Consider the following 21125-nt stretch of genomic DNA (forward strand, 5'->3'; position numbering starts at 1 on the left):
TGCTGCTATCCGTCAATGTTGAAAAGATTAATGGGAAACAAACGTATGAAGAAAATGATTCACTCAGGTCGAGCGAGTCTAGTGACGCTGATAGCCGCATTGGCGCTAGCCGCATGTGGCCAGGAGCAGCCTCAGCAACAGCAGGCTGGGCAGCAGGAAGCTCCGCCCCATGCGGTAGAAGTAGCTGAAATAGCCCGCCAGGATATTCCTCTGGATAAATCCTACCCATCCCTGCTGCGAAGCGACAGCGAAGTTACGCTTGTGGCAAGGGTAAACGGGTTTCTTGAAGAGCGCCATTTTGAGCCAGGTCAACTGGTAGAGCAGGGCGATCGCCTCTACACCATCGAGCCAGATCTCTACCAAGCAACGGTCAATCAGCGTGAGGCTGACTTGCAAAGTGCGCGCGCTGAACTGTCCCGAGCCCAGCGCGATGCGCAGCGTTTTGAGCAGTTGTTAAGCCAAAACTCGGTGAGTCGTCAGCAGTATGACCAAGCACTGGCTGACCAGCGGGTTGCCCAAGCCAGTGTAGCCCAAGCAGAAGCGGCCTTAACTAGTGCTAACCTGGATTTAGGCTACTCAAACGTTACCGCCCCCGTGTCTGGCATGATCAGCTTAAGCCAGATAAACGTTGGTAATTTGGTAACGCCAGGAACTGAGTTAGCTACTATTACGCCGCTTGATCCTCTTGAAGTTCGTTTTCAACTACCTCAACGTGATGCCTTTGAGTTGCGTCGACAACTGGGTGAGAGCGGTAATGCATCAGACATTACCGCGCGCTTGAGCGTGCCAGGACAACATGGCGGCGACAGCACTGAGCTTGAAGGTCGTTTGGACTTCTTGGGTTCTCGTGTTGATACCGGCACTAGCACGGTTCAAGCGTCAGCAACGTTTGTGAATCCTGAGGGTGCTGTGTTGCCTGGTCAGTTTGTAAGGGTTCGTATTGAAGGCTTGAAGCGTTTTGATGTACTGGCCGTACCAGAAATTGCCGTTACTCAGGGGCTGATGGGGCCGCGGGTCTTTATTGTCGATGATGAAAATAAAGCGCGTGAGCGCACGGTTCAGCTCGGTGAAGTGGCTGGTCCATGGCAAATCATTCATGATGGCCTTACTGCTGGCGAGCGTGTCATCGTAGGCGACCCCGCTGGTCTGGAGCCGGGAATGCTAATTGACCCCCTGCCATTTGAAGGTAACGCTGCCGACATCGTCGCTGAAGCTGAGCAGGAAGACGCCCAGCAAGAAACCGGGCAGGCAGAGGCAATGCAGGATGAGGCGGCTGACGCACAGCCCGCTGAAGGGGAAGAGGGCGCGCAATAATGAACTTTTCCAACTTCTTTATCAGCCGACCGATTTTCGCCACCGTTTTGGCGATTATCTTGACGCTGGTAGGTACGATGGCGATGCGAATACTGCCGATAGAGCAGTATCCCAGCGTTGTACCTCCTACTGTGTCAGTTCAGGCTCAGTTCCCCGGGGCAGATGCTGAGACGGTTGCGCAAACCGTCGCGGCACCGCTTGCTGAGGCCATCAATGGTGTTGAGGACATGCTATATATGACCTCAAACAGCGCTGATAACGGTCTTATGAGCCTGAGTGTTGCGTTTAACATTGGCACTGATGGAGATATCAACACCATCAATGTCAATAACCGAGTGCAGGGCGCGCTTTCGCAGTTACCTGAGGCGGTTCAGTCTCAAGGGGTGACGGTTGAGTTACGCTCTGACTCTATCCTGATGCTTGTTGCCTTGACGTCTCCTAGCGGTGACTACAACAAAATCTACATGCAAAACTACGCCACGCTTAATATCTTGGATGAGCTACGCCAAGTGCCCGGCGTAGGTAATGCCGAAGTGTTAGGCGGCGGTGAGTTTGCGATGCGGGTGTGGATGAACCCTGACAAGCTGGCTCAGTATGACCTCACGCCCAGTGAAGTGGCCAGTGCGATTCGCGCGCAGAATACCGAAATTCCCGCAGGTAACTTAGCGGCAACACCGCAAAGTGAACCGCGTGCTTATACCTATACGATTACTGCCGGTGGGCGTTTATCGGGAACCGATGATTTTCGCAATATCTTTCTGCGCACCAATCCGGACGGTTCCTCGCTTCGTTTAGAGGATGTGGCGCGTATTGAGCTGGGTGCTTCGTTTTATGGCGTGGATGCTCGTTTAAACGGCGCCACCATGACGCCCATTATTATTAACCAGCAGCCGGGTGCCAACGCACTGGAAACCGCTGAAGCAGTGCGTGCCACGATGGAAGAACTATCGGGACGTTTTCCGCCAGGGCTTGAGTATGTAACGCCTTACGACACCACGCTGTTTATTGATGCCTCGGTAGAAACCGTATTAAAAACCTTCGTCGAAGCGTTTCTGATCGTTATCGTGATTCTGTTCATCTTCTTGCAGAACTGGCGCTTCACGGTCATTGCCATGTCGGTCGTGCCGGTCTCGGTTATCGGCACTTTTGCTGGTTTTTACTTGTTTGGTTTCTCTATTAACCTGTTAACGCTGTTTGCCTTGGTGCTTTCGATAGGCATCGTGGTGGATGATGCGATTCTAGTGGTGGAGAACGTTGAGCGGGTATTGAGCGAAGAGGATGATATTACGGTTCGTGATGCCACTATCCGCGCGATGAAAGAGGTGGGTGGCCCGGTTATTGCCACATCGCTGATTATGGCTGCGGTGTTTGTACCCGTGGCGTTCCTGGGTGGCTTTACCGGCCAGATTTATCAGCAGTTTGCGATTACCGTGGCGATATCGGTGGCGCTATCGGCGCTGATGGCACTGACGTTCACCCCTGCGCTGTCGGCCATCTTCATTAAGCATAACCTGCACATAAGCAAACAGTCCGCGTTTAAGCGTGCAATTACCACACCGCTGCGTCTGTTTGACCGCCTCTTCGCTGGCTTTACCGCCGCTTATATGTGGTTTGTGAAAAAGCTGGTGCGTTTCTGGGTGTTAGCGCTTGCGCTGACTGTGGCGGTGGGGGCCGGTTCTTACTGGCTCTATGTAAATACGCCTTCCACTCTTGTGCCGGAAACTGACCAAGGTATCGTGCTGGTTAGCGTTTCATTGCCTGATGCTGCATCGCTTAGCCGAACTCAAGCCTATATGAATGAGCTTAGCTCACAGATAGAAGCCATTCCGGGCGTTGAGTACTCCTCTGCTGTCGCTGGATACGACATTCTGTCGAGTGCGGTCAATACCGCACGGGGCATTATGTTTATCAACATGAAAACCTGGGCAGAACGCGATTTAACGGCTAATGAGTTGGTTGGCCGTATTATGCAGTTGGGGGCTAGCATTGATGGTGGTTCGGCGATGGCATTTAACGTACCGCCGATCATGGGGCTTTCAACAACGGGTGGTTTCACTGGTTATTTGCAATCTTTTGAAGGCGCGTCACCTCGCGAGCTGTATCAAGCGTCATTGCAAATTATGCAGGCGGCTAACCAGCATCCTGCATTAAGCCGCGTTTTCACAACGTTTAACGTCAATGTGCCTTCTTACCGTGCGGAAATAGATCAGCAAAAAGCGCTGAGCTATGGTGTCGCCCTTGAGAATATCAACTCGGCGCTAGCTAACACCTTCGGTAATGGTTTTGTGAACTTCTTTAGCTACCAAAACCGTAACTTCCAGGTCTATTTACAGAATGAAGATAAATTCCGTAAAACGCCCGATGATGTGAGCAGCGTTTATGTACGTGGTGGCAATGGTGAGCGCATTCCTCTTTCTGAGTTTGTAACGCTCGAACGCCAAACGGGTCCATCTGTTGTTTCTCGCTTCGGTGTTTATGCGGGGGCTCAGTTCCAGGGTAATCCAGCGCCAGGCTATAGCTCTACACAGGCTATCGAGGCGATGGAGGAAGTGGTTCAGGAAACATTGGGCCAAAACTGGGGAATGGGCTGGACGGGGACTGCCTACCAAGAGTCTAACCTTGGTAATACCGCTTTGCTCGCCATTGTGTTTGGTATTTTGATGGTGTTCTTGATACTGGCGGCACAGTATGAGAGTTGGTCGTTACCACTAGCGGTACTTACTGCCACGCCGTTTGCTTTCTTGGGCGGCGTGGGTGGTATTGCGTTGCGAGGCCTGGATACCAGTGTCTATGTCCAAATTGGGATGCTGGTGGTCGTTGGCTTGGCCGCTAAGAACGCGATCCTTATCGTTGAGTTTGCAGAGTTGCAGCGCAAAGAGCATGGTAAATCGATTCGTGAAGCAGCGATTACTGCCGCGGAGCTTCGTTTCCGTCCTATCGTTATGACCTCACTGGCCTTTATCTTCGGTACCTTGCCATTGGCACTGGCTTCTGGCGCGAGCGATGTGAGCAGCCACCACATAGGTACCACCGTTGCGGTCGGTATGGCGTCTGTTGCCGTGCTGGGAAGCCTGTTTATTCCAAGCTTCTACGCAATGATTGCCACGGTGTCTGATTGGCTCTATCGGAAACGCCACCCCGACCGTGATGGTAACAACGAGCAGGCAGCGCTAGGCCATGACTAAGCGTAACGCTGTTTAGCGACTTGCTAGCGGGCACCCTGTTTTCATGGTGCCCGTTTTTTTGAATGCGTTATCTCTGTTATTGCCGATGCTTGTAATAAATACTGCTGCTTAAGCGGCTTTCTGTGTTAATTATTTATGGTTTTAGGCGTTTAGTGAGTTTTTTAAACTACACTTAATTGATAGTGGCTACCCAGAAAAGGATATCTATCAATGAGTAAATCTAACGCCTCAACAACATCTGGTTCAACGCTGAAAACCCATATTGAAGCACTCGAGAGACAGCCTCTCGATATTGCGCCAGATGCTTCATCAAGACACTTACACAACGGTATCGATACGTCATTCCCACCTGCCGATCTGCATGGAAGCTACACCAATCACCGTCCGCTTCCGACCGAGGGGATTGAGGGGCGCCGTGCCTGGATCGTTGGCGGCGGCATTGCAGGATTGTCTGCTGCCTTCTTTCTGATTCGTGATGGCCACATGCCGGCTGGCAATATCACCTTCCTAGAGGAACAGGGCATAGAAGGTGGCTCGCTGGATGGTGCTGGCAACGCGGAAGAAGGCTATATCGTGCGTGGAGGTCGTGAAATGGAGATGACCTACCAGAATTTCTGGGACGTCTTCTCGGAAATACCGGCTCTGGAGTTACCGCCACCATTTACGGTGCTGGATGAGTACCGCATCGTGAATGACGCCGACAAAAACTGGTCAAAAGCGCGCCTGTTGGAAAAGCAGGGCCAGATCAAAGACTTTTCCACCATGAATCTCACCAAACGCCAGCAGTTAGAGGTTGTTAAGCTACTGCTAGCACGCAAAGAGGATCTGGATGATGTCACAGTAGAGCAGTGGTTCAGTGAAGGATTTCTGGAAACCAATTTCTATACCTTCTGGCGCACTATGTTTGCCTTCCAGAACTGGCATTCAGCACTTGAAATGAAGCTGTACATGCATCGCTTTCTGCACTTGATGGATGGGCTTAACGACATGACGTCACTGGTGTTTCCAAAGTACAACCAGTACGACAGTTTTGTTCGACCGCTGATGAACTGGCTGCAAGATCAGGGCGTGAATATCCAGTACGACACGGTTGTCGAGAACCTGGACATGGATACCCAGGACGGCTGCAGAACCGTCACCGCTCTTCAGTGCCGAGGCAGTGATGGCGATAAGTCTATCCCTATCGGCACTCGCGATCTGGTGTTTGTCACCACCGGTTCTATGACCGAAGATACGGCTTATGGCGATGATGACACCGTTCCACAGTTGAAAGACAACGTGCAGGCTGGCGAGGGATCAGGCTGGCAACTGTGGAAGAATCTCGCAGAAAAATCAGATATCTTCGGGAAGCCAGAAAAGTTCTGCGGGGACGTTCCACGCTCTACCTGGGAGTCAGTAACGCTTACCTGTAAACCTTCGCCTCTGATGGATAAACTTAAAGAACTGTCGGTTAATGATCCCTATTCAGGATTCACGGCTACAGGTGGGATTATCACCTTTACCGACTCCTCCTGGTTAATGAGCTTTACCTGTAATCGCCAACCGCATTTTCCCGACCAGCCCGATGATGTGATTGTGCTATGGACATACGCATTGTTGATGGACAAGCCCGGCGATTATGTCAAAAAGCCAATGCCTGAGTGTACTGGGAAAGAAGTGCTGACTGAGATGTGTTATCACCTTGGCCTGATTGATCAGCTCGACGCCATACTGGCTGCCACCAAAACACGTATCGCGCTAATGCCTTATATCACCGCTCAATTCATGCCAAGAGCCAAGGGAGATCGCCCCAGCGTGGTTCCTGAAGGCTGTACCAACCTAGCCTGCATGGGGCAGTTTGTAGAAACCCATAACGATGTCGTGTTCACACTGGAAAGCTCGGTAAGAACTGCCCGTATTGGTGTTTATAGCTTACTTGGGCTCAAGAAGCAGGTGCCGGACATCTATCCTGGTCAATACGATGTGCGTCGCTTGCTGCGGGCAACTCGCACTCTGAACAGTGATGAAGCATTTCTGGGAGAAGGCGTATTACGGCGTATTCTGGGGGGAACCTACTTCGAAAATATCCTGCCGCTTGGCCGAGAAGAAACCACTGAGGATCTCCACCATCATGGACTGTTTGAACATCAGCTCCAGGCTATACGTGGTTTGATGGGCGAAAGCCATACTCTAGATGAAGTTAAAAGCCGGTTTCAAGCGTTACGGGATAAGCTGCGGGGGCGTCGCTGATTTAAGGTAATTTATCTTAGTTGATTAGTTGTCTCAGCTCGCCGCCTTTGTGCGGTGAGTTGAAGCAGTTTTTGTACAAAACGCAGGGCTTAGTTTTTGGTCGATAAGTGATGGCAGTCAAGGTAGCTAAACACATAAACGCGTAAGGTGGTCTACGCTAAAAGAGACCCTGTTTTTAGCTTGTGCTAATAAATATAACGTCAAGCGAAAACATCACCAGGCTTCGTCTGGAGGAGAACACGCCATGATGCAATCACTTGTTTCCGCCTTACTGCAATTTCCAACGATTGTCTTTACCTTCTTGTTGGCTTTGATAGCGCTCTACTGGCTGCTAGTGTTAATCAGGCTTGCACCGTTGGAGCTATTTGAGCGCGATAGCCTACGCGACGATCATATGGCCAGCACGCTGGTATCACTGGGCTTTGCAGGTGTGCCTGCTACGCTTGCATTAAGCCTCTTAGTACTTTTTGCGGGTGCTATTTCGCTGGCTATTGAGCTACTAGCCCTCCGCTGGTTATCGCTGGGTATGTTGAGGGTGCCTGTTGGCGTGCTTGTGCTGTGGGTCTCATTTGCAGTTGCGTCGCCAGTTGCGGCAGCGGTGTGCCATTCATTACAGCGTGCGCTTCATCGCTATCAGCCATTCAATCGCCGCTGTTTATTGGGCGCTACGGTCGTTGTCTCAGAACGTCAAAATGATGAATACGCATCTGCTCAGCTGGAAAACGAACCCAGCAGCGCCGTTAAATTGCATTGCAAAGCGGGAGACTGCCCGCAAGCTGGCGAGCGCCGGGTGCTTGTGAAATATCTTGCCAACGAAGGCGCGTACCGCAGTGTGCTTGAGCAACAATATCTCGATACGCGGGTTCGCGTGAATAAGCTGCGCTTGCACCGCAAGCACCATTCAAATGGCTATTCCACCTAGCGAGTGTTGTCTAGCCAAATAGGCGCCGCCATTGCTTAACGAGCCACTGGCCAATAGGGTTCAATGTAGCGGTGGCGCTTGTTGGTTTACTGCGGGGGAAGGCGCTTAGTGGCGTGTCGAGAAATTGACGGAGTGGTGTTACTTGCTCGGGTTGATTCAGCATAGGAGCATGGCCACAGCCTGAGGCGGTGAAAGTAACTAAACCGGGTTGCACCTCTTTCATACGTGGCAGCGTTTCGGCATCCAGTAACGTTGATTCGGCACCCCGAATCACCATCACAGGGCAGTGAACGTTCGCCCAATCTGCCCATGTGTCTCGCGGTGTGTCATGGATGAATTGCTCGCCAATACGGGGGTCGAAGTGATAGGTCCAGCTACCATCAGGTAGTCGCCGAGCGCTTCCCAATGCCAGCGCTCGCCATTCATCATCAGTGGTAATTCCAAAGCTTGCATAGTGCTGTGTCAGCTCTTTTTGTAGGTCTACAAAGCTCGTAAAGCGGTGGGTTAGGCTGAAATAACTGGAGAGCGCGATTAGGCCGTCTTTATTCAACTCAGGCCCAACATCGTTCAGGATAAGCCTAGAAATCCGATGTTGATGTGTTTTGTCAGCAGCCAGCAGCATGCCCAATAGCCCGCCCATGGAAGTGCCCAGCCAGTCGACCTGCTTTAATTGAAAATGATCTAGCACGCCTATCGCCACGGTCATGTAGTGGCTGTAGAGATAATCGTGGGCAGGGAACAGTGACCAGCTGGAAAGGCCGCGACCAGGCGTGTCTGGTGCAAGAATACGCCATTCGCTGCCCAACTGATGGGCTAGGGCTTCGAAATCACCGCCGTGGCGCGCAAGGCCATGCCATGCTATCAGCGTGCGGGGTGCGTCGGGATTCCAAATGCGCACAGCGATATCAAGTTCGCGGATACGAACAAATTCCAATGCATCCATAAAATTATCCTATGCTGACAATCTGCTCAGTATAGGTGTATTGCTGCATCGCAGCGAGATGGTTAGCGCTTCATCATGGTGATCAATGTATCGATGATCTCACCGCCGCGTTCGCGCAATGAAAACGATTCTGGGTTTCGTAACCAATCATGAAACAAGCCACCCAGTGCCGCCTGCATAAGACGCGTTGCCACCTCGGGGGTTAAATCATCGCGTAGCAACTGCTGCTGTTGGGCCAGTTGAAATACCGACAGCATTTCATCAAAACACTCGTCTGCGATCTCGTCCTGCATCTGAATCGGGTTGATATCGCTAAAGAATTCACAGCGATGCAGCAGAATCGATAAAATGCGTTGGTGGGACGGCTGCTCCATGCGGTTTAAGCCGGCATGGCAGGCAAGTTGTATGGCAGTTAGTGGTGAGATAGTCGGGTCGGCGTTGTTTACCTCTTCCATTAGCGACTGGAAGGGCATACGCACACGCTCCACTAGCGCCATAAAAAGGTCGCCTTTATTTTTAAAATGCCAATAAACAGCACCGCGCGTCAGGTTGGCGTGACGAGCAATTTGCTCCAGCGATGTGCGAGCTACGCCTTTTGCGAAAAACACCTCTTCAGCCGCATCCAACAGCGCTTCGCGAGTTGCAGCAGCCTCCGCTTTGGTTTTTCTTGCCATATAAAAACGTAACCTCAGTAATTGACACGTGATAAGCCCATTTTATCTTATGTGCACCACTTTTTACATTCAAAACTGTATGGTTAATTACTTTAGCTCATAACGTGGATTAACAAATTCGTCATTTGTCAGTAAAAAGCGTATAAGATTTATTTGGAAACGCCGTTTCGAAACGAAACCGTTATTAGGCACGCTATAGGATTTTCAGCATGGCGCGAGCACCTTTTACCCTGGCTGGGCGCACTGTAATGCCTGGCCAACGCTTACAAATTGATGTGCCTGTGGCACGCCTATATACCCACACGCAGCTGCATATTCCGGTTGAAGTCGTGCATGGGCGTAAAGATGGTCCGGTCATGCTGGTGTGCGGTGGGATTCATGGCGATGAAATTAATGGGGTCGAGATTGTTCGTCGCTTGCTGCGTTCCAAGGCAATCAATAGCTTGCGTGGCACGTTAATTGCTGTGCCCGTCGTCAATGTCTTCGGTTTTTTACAGCAAACGCGCTATTTGCCAGACCGCCGCGATTTGAACCGTTGTTTTCCGGGCAGTGAAAAGGGCTCGTTAGGTGGGCGCATTGCGGCGCTATTTCGCGATGAAATTGTCGATCATGCCACGCATATTATCGACTTGCATACCGGTGCTATTCATCGCACTAATCTTCCACAAATTCGTGCTCAGTTACAGCCAGGCAGTGAAACCGAGCGCATGGCCGATGCGTTTGGTGCCCCCGTGGTACTCAATGCAGAGCTTCGCGAAGGTAGCTTGCGCCACTATGCTCAAAATCGTGGCATTCCGGTGCTTACTTATGAAGCCGGTGAGGCGCTACGTTTTGATGAGTGGGCAATTGCCCCCGGCGTGCGTGGTGTTTTACGCGTGATGCGCCGTTTAGGCATGCTGGCGGGCGAGCAGCGTCGCCGCTCGCCAATGCCTGCTGAACTTGCCAATGGTTCCAGCTGGGCGAGGGCGCCTATCGACGGCATTTTGCGCCCCAAGGTGCGCCTGGGCGCTCGGGTAGCAAAAGGCGAGGTGCTCGGTAAAGTGGCAGATCCCTTCGGCAATGATGAAGGTGAGGTGCTTTCTATGGCCGACGGCATTGTTATTGGTATGAGCCGTCTGCCACTAGCGAACGAAGGTGAAGCGCTTTATCACATTGCCCGCTTTGATGAGATTGAAGAAGCTGAGACGGCGATTGAGAATTTTCAATCAAGCCTGACGCCTCAGCCTGATGCGATGTATTGATACTCGGCTTTAGTGCGTGGTGCGTATTACTTAGTGTTTGGAGTTGGTGACAATCACTGTGTTGAAGCTAATTAACTATCTTGATGTTGGTTTTGCTCCCACGTCACACTTGCCGCTAGCCCGTTGGGCGTGCGATTACTAAGCGTAAGGCGTGCTTTTTGGCGCTGAGCCAACTCCGAGACAATCGATAAACCCAATCCGCTACCGGTGGTACCCTGGCCAGCAGCGCGCCTAAAGCGCTCAGTGACTTTATCCAAAAGTGCTTCGGGGAGTCCGGGGCCCGTGTCTCTCACTGTGAGTTGAGGCAACCCCTCCCAAAGCGCTAATTCTACCTCCACTTGACCGCCTTTCGGCGTATAGCGTAGGGCGTTATCCAGTAGGTTGCGAAAGAGAATTCCTACCTCAATTGCGTCGGCACGAACCTCCAGCTGGGTTAAGCCTATTAGCCTCAAGTGCTGATGACGCTCTTCAGCGAGTGGCCACAGCTCGGCTACCAATTCAGCAATAATCGGATAGAGGTCGATAGTGGCCGTTGAGGTTATGGCAACTTGGTCCAATCGAGCCAAAATAAGCAGTTGTTCTACCACCCGCTGAAGCCGTTCAACCCCGACATAAGCCTTTTGTAATGATTGCTCTCCGCCTGCCTGCGCATTATCTAAGTGGATTCTCAGCGCCGCCAAGGGTGTGCGTAACTCATGGGCTGCATCTGCAGTAAAGCGCCGCTCGCGTTCTAAGGTTTCTTTCAACCGAGTGATAAAGTCGTTTAGCGATTGGCGTAACCCTTTAAGCTCTTGAGGAACCGAATGATCAATTTTACGCAGGTCGTGGGCGGAGCGGCCTTGTACCTGCCTGGAAAGCGCTTGGATGGGGGCAATACCCCGCTGGATAATACGACTCATCAGCCAAAGCAGGAGTGGCAGCAACAGGAGCATCGGCAACAAATTGTTCCAGGTAATGCGCTCCACCACTGCATCATGAAACGAACCTCGCAGCCCCATGCTAATCCAGGTATCGCTGGCAACATCGAACATGCTGAAAACTCGCCAACGATGCCCGTCGTAGCTTTCCCAGCGAAAACCCTCTTTTAAAGGCGCAGGGAAGGGGCCTGCATCACTCCATTTGCCTCCTAGCAGCTTGGGTGAGCCATCGGCATTCCAAAAACCCAGGACTAATTTAAGCTCTTCCTCATGATAAAGCTTGGGATCTGATTCAGAGCTACTCACGGGCACTGGGTTACCGTCGCGATATAGTTGAGCTGGATGTTCAGGAAGGCCCATACGCGAAGCCAGGCGAGCATAGTCGTCAATGGTCGCGTTGGGATCGAGCTGGCTAGACACAATCCGGCTATGCAGACTGAGCTGTGTATCGAGAATTTCCTCTAGCTCGTGATCGGTAATTAAATAAGCCGCGGTAACCGCAACACCCCCGGCGACAACCATGGTAATGGCTAGCGTGCGAAGCAGATAATGCCGTATCGATCTCATTGCGCCTGGCTATCCAGCCGGTAGCCAATCCCGCGCACGTTAATAATCAAATGCTTTTCAAGCTTTTTACGCAGATGATGAATGTGAACCTCCACCGTATTGGACTCTACTTCTTCGCCCCAGCCGTACAGCAAACTTTCTAAACGAGGGCGAGATAGCACCCTGTCCGGGTGTCTAGCTAGCTCTAGCAATAAGGCATACTCGCGTCGACCCAATTTTACGTCTTTGCCCCGCCAACTCACTGTATGACGAGCTTCATCAATGCTCAGTGCACCCAGCGTTAATATTTGCGAGGCTCGCCCCTCAGCGCGCCGCATTACGACCCGCAAACGGGCGAGTAGCTCCTGCAAATTAAACGGCTTGAGCACATAGTCATCCGCTCCCGCATCTAAACCGCCAATACGGTCTTCCATCGCATCACGAGCCGTCAAAATCAGAATAGGTAGAGTAGATTGCTGTCGGAGTAAACGCAGTACCTGCATACCGTCCATATCGGGCAGGCCAAGATCCAAAATAATCACACTGAAGGTATCGCTGTCGATAGCGCTGATTGCCTCGCGGCCAAGCATAAACCAATCGACCGTGTAGCCCTCACGCTCTAGGGCCGTCTTAATGCCATCCCCAAGCAAGGGGTCATCTTCTATTAGCAGTGCGCGCATGCTGATCCCCTCAATCGACAAGCTGCTATCTTCGCTACCAAAACTTAAGCTTTTCTTAAATACGGTAACTTACTATTCCAAATAGCACACTCATCTGAATTCAACCAGTAAGCCAGCCAATGCAGTGGGTAGCACCACCACACAGTGATGACCACTTATGTTCTAGCGACTGAATTAACGGCATAACTGTTCGTTAAGTTTTGCACTTTATAGTGACGCTACTATTACGTTATCGAGTGTACTGTCTTGCCTATCTCAACTACACCAAAACGCAATGGCACGGGTGTTAAACGCATCTTTCGCGCCTCTATAAATGCAGTGTCGGGTATAAAAGCTTGCTGGGTAAATGAATCTGCCTTTAGACAAGAGGTGATGCTCTGTCTCATTCTCTACCCTGTTATATTTTTTGTTAATGCCACTTCTGTAGAAAAAGCGTTGTTGTTTTCTTCACTCACCCTTGTAGTGATAGTGGAACTCATTAACTCCGCCATAGAAAACACGATTGACCGTATCGGACTAGAAAATAACGAACTTAGCGGGCGTGCTAAAGACATGGGAGCTGCCGCCGTCATGATGACCATTTTTATGATGATGGGTGTATGGCTATGCGTACTGATCAACTAAATGTTATCAAACCAGTAGCATGCGCATGGATTTTGTTTCTAATCGTCATGTCGGTTTTTAGTGCTTTAAATATAGACTTCACGATAACTGATTTTATCTATCGCCTTCAGGGTAATGCTTGGGCATGGAAAGATATCTATCTTACCCAAGATATCGTTCATAAAGGCGGTAAATGGCTAAGCTTGGCTATGGGGTTAGCCACACTCCTACTATTGATACTAAGCACCACGGTTACTTGTCTTAAAGCGTATCGCACGCCACTTTTTTATCTTTTTTCCACAACGCTTCTTTCAGCGTTACTTGTAGCAACTATTAAACACCTGGTGAGCATGGAATGCCCTTGGGATTTAGTTCGCTATGGTGGAGCACGTGACTTTATTGGCTTGTTCAACATGCGGCCTTCCTCAATGCCAGCGTCCGCCTGCTTTCCCGCCGGGCATGCCAGCGCAGGATATACGTGGATAGCCTGCTACTTCTTTTTTGCCGCCATACGGCCCCAATGGCGATGGGCAGGGCTCGCACTGGGTTTAGGGCTTGGCCTTACGTTTGGAATCACTCAACAGTTTCGCGGGGCGCACTTTCTCTCCCATGACCTCTGGACCGTCATGATTTGTTGGACCGTAAGTTTTGTTCTTTCAAGATTTTTATTACGCCCAAGCGTTCATTAATCTTTTCATACAGAGATCCTTTCGATGTCCTCTTTGCTATCATTGCCTTCAAAAACCTTTGACACCGTTTGGCATTATCGTCCCGCATTAAGCACGGAGCAGCTTGTCTTATGGGCCGTTGTCATCTTCAGTGTTTTTTACAATGTCCCTTTTTGGCAACAAGCCTTTGCTGGCTATGACCCTTTTGCCGCCAAAACGTGGCTAACCTTTGTCAATATGTTTTTGGTGATGACCTGTCTTAACTATTTGGTCTTCGTTAGCCTTGCTTTTCGAATGCTGGTAAAACCCTTATTAATCTTGCTGTTTCTAATTGCCGCCTTCGTTAGTTACTTTACCAGTTACTACGGCACCTATTTTGATACCTCCATGCTAGAAAATGTGCTTCAAACGGACACTAACGAAGCACAGGAACTGCTCACAGTTGGTTTGCTGATTCATTTGGCGATCTTTTTTGGTTTGCCTACCGTCATGATTTGGCGAGTTAAAGTAACACCTTCAACCTGGAAGAAAGCAATATTACGTCGCTCGGCTTATTGTCTTGCCAGCACTGCTATATTGCTGTTGGCGATCTTCTTATCTTATCAAGAGTTGTCGTCACTCATGCGCAACAATAAAGAGCTTCGCTACTTGGTGACCCCTGGTAATTATATTGTTTCGATGGCGCAGGCTCTTTCCAGCCAACACGCTACCGCGAATACGGTGCGTTCTCCTGTGGGGGAGGACGCCCGTATCAGTTCGCAAGTGGGCGACAAACCTACACTACTCGTCATTGTGGTGGGCGAAACGGTACGGGCGTCGAACTGGGGGTTAAATGGTTATGAACGCCAAACCACACCTAAGCTTGCCCAGCAGCCTGACGTTATCAATTTTTCAGATGTTTCCTCATGTGGTACAAGCACAGCAGTCTCATTACCCTGCATGTTTTCATTACCGGGGCGTGCCGATTACGCTAAATCTTATGCACAGGAACATGAATCGTTGCTGGACGTATTAGCCCACGCCGGTTTAGAGGTCACCTGGCTTGATAACCAGTCAGGCTGTAAAGGCGTCTGCGAGGGAGTGACGACAAAAGCGCTTGCGCCAGAGGACTATGCGTCTTTGTGTCAAGATGGGCGATGCTTGGATGAGGCACTGGTTCAAGCTTTAACCACGCAAATTAGCGGTACCTCAGCTGATCAGGTGGTCGTGCTGCACCAGCTAGGCAACCATGGCCCCAGCTATTACCAACGCTACCCTGATGACTACGAACGTTTTGTTCCCGCTTGTACTACCGCTGATTTAGCCAAGTGCTCAAGAGATGCCATTACCAACAGCTACGACAATGCCATTCTATATACCGACACTGTGTTGGATCAGGTGATTGAGACGCTAAAGCATCAGGATGAATACGCAACAGCAATGGTCTATCTCTCTGATCATGGTGAGTCACTGGGCGAAAAAGGGCTTTATTTGCACGGTATTCCCTACGCCATTGCCCCTGACGAACAGACGCATGTGCCTATGGTTTGGTGGCTGTCCAGCTCATTTTCACAGCAGCAAGGGCTTGATACGGACTGCCTACGACAAATCTCTGATCAAGCCGCCTCGCACGATAACTTATTTCACAGCGTACTGGGTTTGCTAGACATAGCAACGGACGTTTACCAGCAGGCAGAAGATATTAGCCAACTGTGCCAGAGCCGCACCAATTAATGAATGTTTAAGTGATCGTTAAGTATTACATGGCAAGCTGTTTTTCACTCCGCTCAACTATTCTGGTGTATGCACATGGTTTTATCGCATCTATTGGACTCTAACCAAGGTTTTTGGAGACGGCTTCTACCCAAGAAAATGGCAACAGCGGAGGGCTTGGTAGACGGTGGCAATACATCTATTAATTCTGCTAAATGGCTTTCCTTTAGAGCTAGCGTTGTTTTAATTACTTTGCTAGCGACGCTACTGTGGTTAATGGGAATAGAAAAAATCGAGACCACCATTGCCATATTCAGTGTAACGTCGAACGGTATATCTCAGTTAATTAGACGCTATTATTATGTAAATGTATTGAAAATTGTTGGAAATGATTTAATAGATGCTCTCGGTGCATTAGGAGCTGCTGGGGTTGGAACAGTAATAATTTTATATTTATTGGGTTAGCACGATTAATATGCGTGATGATGCCAAAAAATACCGCATCAACCCCTTCGATTTAACCAAGGTCTGGTCCCATAAAGATTACCCATCAATCGACGTTGGTAAGCTGTCGCCCGGCCGCAATCCATAGCGGCGTTTTACGCCTAGCGCGCCCAAGTCGCTAGGCGACGTATTAACATGTAAGCCGAATTAGGTCGCGGGTTGTAGTGCTTCCTGGGTCTCTGTTTCGGGTTCGCGAACTAAGCTAAGCGCTTCATCGAAAAGCCGCAGGCCCGCGTCCTCTTTGTGCGCGTGCTCAGACAGGTGGCGACGGAAGCGTCTGCCACCGGGACAGCCCTGAAATAACCCCAGCAAATGGCGGGTTATGTGATTCAGCTTGGCCCCTTCATCTAACCGCTGCTGAATATACGGGCGAAATGCGTTAGCCGCTTCCAAGCGCGTGCGCGCTGGCCCCACTTCACCAAACAGCTGCTCATCGACCCCGGCGAGTAGCCACGGGTTCTGATACGCCTCGCGGCCCACCATCACACTGTCTACGTGCTCAAGCTGGGCTTTGCACTCGGCAAGGGTTTTAATCCCCCCATTAATGCCAATATGCAGCTCTGGGTGGCTCTGTTTCAGACGATACACGCGGGGGTAGTTAAGGGGCGGTACATCCCGGTTTTGCTTAGGCGACAAACCCTGCAGCCATGCCTTGCGCGCATGAATGGTAAAGACGTCGCAACCGACATTCGCTACGATCTCAATAAACCGCGCCAAGTCAGCATCTTCATCCTGATCGTCAATCCCGATACGGCACTTCACCGTGACCGGAATCGACACTGCCGCCTGCATAGCTTTCACCGCCTCTGCCACTTTTTCAGGGTAGCCCATCAAGCAAGCGCCAATCATATTGTTCTGCACTCGGTCGCTGGGGCAGCCGACATTCAGATTGACCTCGTCGTACCCCCACGCCTCGGCAATGGCTGCACACTCGGCCAGCTCTCCCGCATCGCTGCCACCCAGTTGCAACGCTATCGGATGCTCAACATCGCTATAGCCTAAAAAGCGCTCACGGGGCGTTCCATGCAAAATGGCACCAGTGGTCACCATCTCGGTGTACAGCAATGTCCGCTTGGTTAACGTGCGTGCAAACGCGCGGTAATCGCGGGTTGTCCAATCCATCATGGGGGCCACAGAAAACAGACGAGCAGCGTCTGCTGGGCTTGCTTTAGTCATATCAATCACTTGCATCATTCGATGCGGTATAAGCCAGTCGTGGTTGCTTAACAGCGGGGGAGTCATTGGCGAGCGATTGTACGCAAAAAGCGGGTTTGAGTACAAAGTAGGCGCTGCTTAATTGTGAAGGTAGAGGCCGGCAAAGGTGGAAGATGTCGCTTGTTCAAAGTCCGGCGCGTAGGTATTGAATCTACAAAACGAAATTAGTTTCGTTTGTCAATGAAATAACCCCTGTGAGCCCTGCAGCACTTTGCTTCTTTTGCGGTCTAATTCAATGTGATGAGGGCTAGGCAGTGGTAAGCTGATATTTCGTTGTTGAGGAGTCTCTATGCATAAGACACTAGGTGGTATCAGTTTAGTGTTGGTGAGCGTGCTGCTGCTGGCTGGCTGTGGCGGTCAGGAGGAGGAGTCACCCTCAGATCCGCCTGAGTCGGTCGTTGAAATGCCTAGCCCACAGCAAAGCGCCGAACCACAAGAGGTGGTCGATCCTCTCGTTGTAGCCATTTCGGCTAGGGCCTCTCTGCGCTCTGATCGTCGTTTAATGGTAGAAGGCGAAACCAACCTGCCGGATGGCGCTCTTATTCAGGTAACTATTGAGCGTGAGATAAGCCGAGTGCGTTGGCAGGAGCGTACCAGTGTTTTACAAGGGCGGTTTAATGCTGGCCCCTTTGGTTCTGGCAGTGGCTTACCGGATGGACGATATATTGTGCAGGTCCAGCTTTCAGTAGCATCTGTGCAGCCAGAAGTGGTTCAGGCGCGCATTGGAAGTGAAGGGGAGCACTTGGCTGGCGAGCTGGTTAGTCAAACTCGCCATGGATTAGGGCAGGTTGCCACCTACTCGCGCAGTTTCTTAGTGGGCAGTGAACCAAGACGTACGCGCGACCAGGTGGACGTAGTTGAAGAAATGTAGGACGTGGGGGAGATAAAAATGCTTTAGGCAGGAGACCAGTGTGCTAGCAGTACCGCATGTATGGTGGTGTCACTGGGCGCTTTAGCAAAATGCTCAATAACATAACCTTGTTCTTGCTGGATCAGATAATGACCAGCTTTGTGAAACACATGGGTAGGGCCTAATAGCACTAAGTCGCCTGCTGACACCGGTGAGAAATCCGTTTCTTGGCCGGGAGTTGCCATTATGCAGGGAGCTTTCCAGTCAATCTTTAGCGGCAGATGATGCGGCACCGTCATCATAGTTGCCTGAACCTGTTCCCAGGGGAGGGGGCCAGTATGTGTCAGGGTCAACAGAGGGGCGGCGCTGTCACCTTCTAGCAGGGTTGCCAAAGAGCAATCAAGGGCATCAGCGAGCGCAACAAGGCGTTCGTGGCCGATTTGTTTGATCGCACCGGATTCCCAGTAAGAAATGGTGACATCTGATACGCCTACTTTACGTGCGAGGGCAGCTTTGTTGAGCTTGGCCCGAAGCCGCAGTTGCTTTATACGTGAGCCTAGCGATTCCATTTCATTTTCCTATCGATGAGCTAAACAAGCTCGTTGAGTGTACTTCCACCCTATTCGGCGGCGCTCTGTGCATACTAAAAATCGCGAGGCGCTCTCAAGTATGGACACGAATCATAGGGGCTGCGCCATACTAAGCGATTGTGCTTTAACGCGCATCTTCCTATCAGTGAGCTTCCAACTTTTGATCAGACGCTTTTAAGTCAAACTCGTTCCCTGCAAGGTACTGCTGGTTGCCGTAAGGGTGCGTATAATGGCGAGACGCTTTATTGCCAAAAGGACATTTTGATGACCGTTCGTACTCGTATCGCGCCTTCTCCAACGGGTGATCCGCATGTAGGTACTGCCTATATCGCGCTGTTTAATCTCTGTTTTGCGCGCCAGCACGGTGGCCAGTTCATTCTGCGCATTGAAGACACCGATCGGGTTCGGTCTACCGCTGAATCAGAACAGATGATTTTAGATTCGTTACGTTGGCTGGGGCTGGAGTGGGATGAGGGCCCTGATGTGGGCGGCCCTCACGGCCCGTATCGGCAAAGCGAGCGTGGTGATATCTACGCTCAGTACGCCCAGCAGCTTATGGATGCGGGGCATGCCTTTAAGTGTTACCGCACCAGTGAAGAGTTGGATGAACTGCGGGAAGCTCGCAAAGCGGCTGGTATGCACTTGGCTTTGAAGCCCGTTGATTTAGCGTTGTCTGCGGATGAGCAGGCTCGTCGTGAACAGGAAGGTTGGCCTTATGTCGTTCGTATGAAGGTGCCGAGTACCGGCGTTTGTGTGGTGAACGATATGTTGCGCGGCACAATCGAAGTTGAATGGGCGCAAGTTGATGCGCAAATTCTGCTGAAGTCAGATGGCATGCCTACCTATCATCTGGCAAACGTGGTTGATGATCACCTAATGCACATTACCCATGTACTGCGCGGTGAAGAGTGGATTAATTCAGCGCCTAAGCATCAGTTACTTTATGAATACTTCGGCTGGGAAATGCCGCAGTTGTGCCATATGCCGCTGCTGCGCAACCCCGATAAGTCAAAGCTATCCAAGCGCAAAAATCCGACGTCGATTAACTATTATCGTCGTATGGGATTCTTGCCTCAGGCCGTCACTAATTACTTAGGCCGTATGGGTTGGTCGATGCCTGACGAACGCGAGAAGTTTAGCCTGTCAGATATGATGGCTGAGTTTGATATTCAGCGCGTATCGTTAGGTGGGCCAGTGTTTGATTTGGAAAAATTGACCTGGTTGAACGGCGTTTATATTCGTGAAGACTTAGATGACGACGCGCTACTTCAGGCGCTTCGCGAGTGGGCATTCAATGAAGAGTACGTGAAGCAAATACTTCCTCAGGTGCGTCCTCGTGTGGAAACCCTTTCCCAAGTAATTCCGCTGGCGGGGCACTTCTTCTCTGGGTTGCCTGCGCTAACGGAAAACGACTTTGCTAGCGTGAAGCTTGAGAAAGAAGAGCTGGTTAAGCTGCTGCAATTCTTGGTGTGGCGTTTTGAAGCCGTACCTGCTTGGTCAAAAGAGGTGCTCTTAGCCGAGGTTAAAGTGCTTGCTGAGCATTTCGATATTAAGATGAAGGCTTTCCTAGCCCCTGTCTTTATTGCCATTACTGGCAGTACGTCGAGTACCTCTGTAATGGATGCCATGGCGATCTTAGGTTCTGACGTGACGCGAGCACGGCTACGTAATGCCATTGAAGTACTAGGCGGTGTTTCTAAGAAGCAAGCCAAACGCTTTGAAAAAGAGTTTCGTGATCTCTAATGCCTAGTTGATGTTTAGGGCTTGGCACTAGCGGGCTTTCCAGAGGTGCCTGTGATACGGGTGCTTGAAAGGCTTGACGAAGGCGGGCGTAATCAGTAACATACGCTCCGTCTTCGAGACATGTGGGGCCTTAGCTCAGCTGGGAGAGCGCAACACTGGCAGTGTTGAGGTCAGCGGTTCGATCCCGCTAGGCTCCACCAATATCGAAAACTCTGGTTGTTAATTTTCAATTCAAAGTTTTCAATATGGCGTCTCAAGGCCGTATTTATTTAGGTTAATAACGTCCCATTCGTCTAGTGGTCTAGGACACCGCCCTTTCACGGCGGTAACAGGGGTTCGAACCCCCTATGGGACGCCATCTCCTACTTCCCCGAAATTTATTTGCAGATTTATTGTCGGCAAACATTTCTCAAAATACGCATTTTAATTAAAGACAATGAGGCAACTCATCTGTCGGTTTTTGCGTTCCCGTTATTATAGCTGCTGGCTGAAATCATTCTCATTTCAATCGTTTTTGGACGATTTTGTGCTTGACTTGTCCACTTTTGCAAGTTTGCGGAAGGGGTTGTGCACAACCCCGGGCTGTTGTCTCAAAAAATCAGTGATTTA

17 protein-coding genes, 2 tRNA genes and 1 pseudogene are annotated in these 21125 nt (G+C 50.7%); 14 read left to right on the forward strand and 6 right to left on the reverse strand.

Translation table 11 applies throughout. The annotated features are described in order from the left end of the window. The first annotated feature begins 45 nt into the window (after nucleotides 1–45). The 4 genes from K7H08_RS05645 (at nucleotide 46) to K7H08_RS05660 (ending at nucleotide 7650) form a co-directional block, all read left to right on the forward strand. A complete protein-coding gene (locus K7H08_RS05645; RefSeq protein WP_038482361.1) occupies nucleotides 46–1314 on the forward strand; it encodes an efflux RND transporter periplasmic adaptor subunit in 1269 nt (422 codons plus the stop codon). Then, nucleotides 1314–4499, forward strand: a complete 3186-nt coding sequence (locus tag K7H08_RS05650) for an efflux RND transporter permease subunit (RefSeq protein WP_231657427.1) — start codon at nucleotides 1314–1316, stop codon at nucleotides 4497–4499. Before K7H08_RS05645 ends, K7H08_RS05650 begins: the two co-directional genes overlap by 1 nt. A 210-nt stretch (nucleotides 4500–4709) precedes the next feature. Next, nucleotides 4710–6728 (forward strand): oleate hydratase, encoded by a 2019-nt coding sequence (locus K7H08_RS05655; RefSeq protein WP_095602442.1) that lies wholly within the window; start codon nucleotides 4710–4712, stop codon nucleotides 6726–6728. Between the two features lie 247 nt (nucleotides 6729–6975). Further along, complete coding sequence (locus tag K7H08_RS05660; RefSeq protein WP_120387284.1) at nucleotides 6976–7650, forward strand: hypothetical protein; 675 nt, start codon at nucleotides 6976–6978, stop codon at nucleotides 7648–7650. Between the two features lie 10 nt (nucleotides 7651–7660). Here K7H08_RS05660 and K7H08_RS05665 read toward each other — a convergent pair whose 3' ends face one another. After that, a complete protein-coding gene (locus K7H08_RS05665) occupies nucleotides 7661–8593 on the reverse strand; it encodes an alpha/beta fold hydrolase (RefSeq protein WP_198348459.1) in 933 nt (310 codons plus the stop codon). 62 nt (nucleotides 8594–8655) lie between these two features. After that, nucleotides 8656–9267, reverse strand: a complete 612-nt coding sequence (locus K7H08_RS05670; RefSeq protein ID WP_038482373.1) for a TetR family transcriptional regulator — start codon at nucleotides 9265–9267, stop codon at nucleotides 8656–8658. Between the two features lie 209 nt (nucleotides 9268–9476). On the opposite strand from K7H08_RS05670, the gene K7H08_RS05675 reads away from it, so the two are divergent. Beyond that, the gene (locus tag K7H08_RS05675) at nucleotides 9477–10508 is read left to right on the forward strand and encodes a succinylglutamate desuccinylase/aspartoacylase family protein (RefSeq protein ID WP_038482376.1); all 1032 of its coding nucleotides are present in this window, start codon (nucleotides 9477–9479) and stop codon (nucleotides 10506–10508) included. 71 nt (nucleotides 10509–10579) lie between these two features. Here the strand turns inward: K7H08_RS05675 and K7H08_RS05680 are convergent, their stop codons facing one another. Then, a complete protein-coding gene (locus tag K7H08_RS05680; protein ID WP_231657428.1) occupies nucleotides 10580–11992 on the reverse strand; it encodes an ATP-binding protein in 1413 nt (470 codons plus the stop codon). After that, nucleotides 11989–12651, reverse strand: coding sequence for a response regulator (locus tag K7H08_RS05685; RefSeq protein ID WP_198348457.1), 663 nt, complete (start codon nucleotides 12649–12651; stop codon nucleotides 11989–11991). Before K7H08_RS05685 ends, K7H08_RS05680 begins: the two co-directional genes overlap by 4 nt. Before the next feature lie 246 nt (nucleotides 12652–12897). On the opposite strand from K7H08_RS05685, the gene K7H08_RS05690 reads away from it, so the two are divergent. The 5 genes and pseudogenes from K7H08_RS05690 to K7H08_RS05710 form a co-directional block, all read left to right on the forward strand. Then, complete coding sequence (locus K7H08_RS05690; protein WP_231657429.1) at nucleotides 12898–13275, forward strand: diacylglycerol kinase; 378 nt, start codon at nucleotides 12898–12900, stop codon at nucleotides 13273–13275. Next, the gene (locus K7H08_RS05695) at nucleotides 13257–13943 is read left to right on the forward strand and encodes a phosphatase PAP2 family protein (RefSeq protein ID WP_231657430.1); all 687 of its coding nucleotides are present in this window, start codon (nucleotides 13257–13259) and stop codon (nucleotides 13941–13943) included. Before K7H08_RS05690 ends, K7H08_RS05695 begins: the two co-directional genes overlap by 19 nt. A gap of 24 nt (nucleotides 13944–13967) precedes the next feature. Next, nucleotides 13968–15635, forward strand: a complete 1668-nt coding sequence (locus K7H08_RS05700) for a phosphoethanolamine transferase (protein WP_231657431.1) — start codon at nucleotides 13968–13970, stop codon at nucleotides 15633–15635. 75 nt (nucleotides 15636–15710) lie between these two features. After that, nucleotides 15711–16079 carry a hypothetical protein gene (locus K7H08_RS05705; RefSeq protein ID WP_038482390.1) on the forward strand — a complete coding sequence of 123 codons (369 nt, stop codon included), beginning with the start codon at nucleotides 15711–15713 and terminating at the stop codon, nucleotides 16077–16079. 16 nt (nucleotides 16080–16095) lie between these two features. Then, nucleotides 16096–16203 (forward strand): annotated as a pseudogene (locus K7H08_RS05710) (catalase); the annotation flags it as partial. A 62-nt stretch (nucleotides 16204–16265) separates the two neighbouring features. On the opposite strand, the gene dusA reads toward K7H08_RS05710, so the two are convergent. Beyond that, the gene (gene dusA / locus K7H08_RS05715; protein ID WP_231657432.1) at nucleotides 16266–17294 is read right to left on the reverse strand and encodes a tRNA dihydrouridine(20/20a) synthase DusA; all 1029 of its coding nucleotides are present in this window, start codon (nucleotides 17292–17294) and stop codon (nucleotides 16266–16268) included. Between the two features lie 328 nt (nucleotides 17295–17622). On the opposite strand from dusA, the gene K7H08_RS05720 reads away from it, so the two are divergent. Beyond that, nucleotides 17623–18204 (forward strand): hypothetical protein, encoded by a 582-nt coding sequence (locus K7H08_RS05720; protein WP_231657433.1) that lies wholly within the window; start codon nucleotides 17623–17625, stop codon nucleotides 18202–18204. A 23-nt stretch (nucleotides 18205–18227) separates the two neighbouring features. Here the strand turns inward: K7H08_RS05720 and K7H08_RS05725 are convergent, their stop codons facing one another. Further along, on the reverse strand, nucleotides 18228–18752 hold the full coding sequence (locus tag K7H08_RS05725) for a helix-turn-helix domain-containing protein (RefSeq protein ID WP_038482396.1): 525 nt from the start codon (nucleotides 18750–18752) through the stop codon (nucleotides 18228–18230). 285 nt (nucleotides 18753–19037) lie between these two features. Between K7H08_RS05725 and gltX the strand changes: the two genes are divergently transcribed. The 3 genes from gltX (at nucleotide 19038) to K7H08_RS05740 (ending at nucleotide 20874) form a co-directional block, all read left to right on the forward strand. Further along, nucleotides 19038–20516 (forward strand): glutamate--tRNA ligase, encoded by a 1479-nt coding sequence (gene gltX, locus K7H08_RS05730; protein WP_231657434.1) that lies wholly within the window; start codon nucleotides 19038–19040, stop codon nucleotides 20514–20516. Between the two features lie 124 nt (nucleotides 20517–20640). After that, nucleotides 20641–20716 (forward strand) — tRNA-Ala (locus K7H08_RS05735). Nucleotides 20717–20798: 82 nt separating this feature from the next. Then, nucleotides 20799–20874 (forward strand) — tRNA-Glu (locus K7H08_RS05740). Nucleotides 20875–21125: the final 251 nt, after the last annotated feature.

The sequence above is a fragment of the Halomonas sp. IOP_6 genome (assembly GCF_021151565.1).
Classification (GTDB): domain Bacteria; phylum Pseudomonadota; class Gammaproteobacteria; order Pseudomonadales; family Halomonadaceae; genus Vreelandella; species Vreelandella alkaliphila.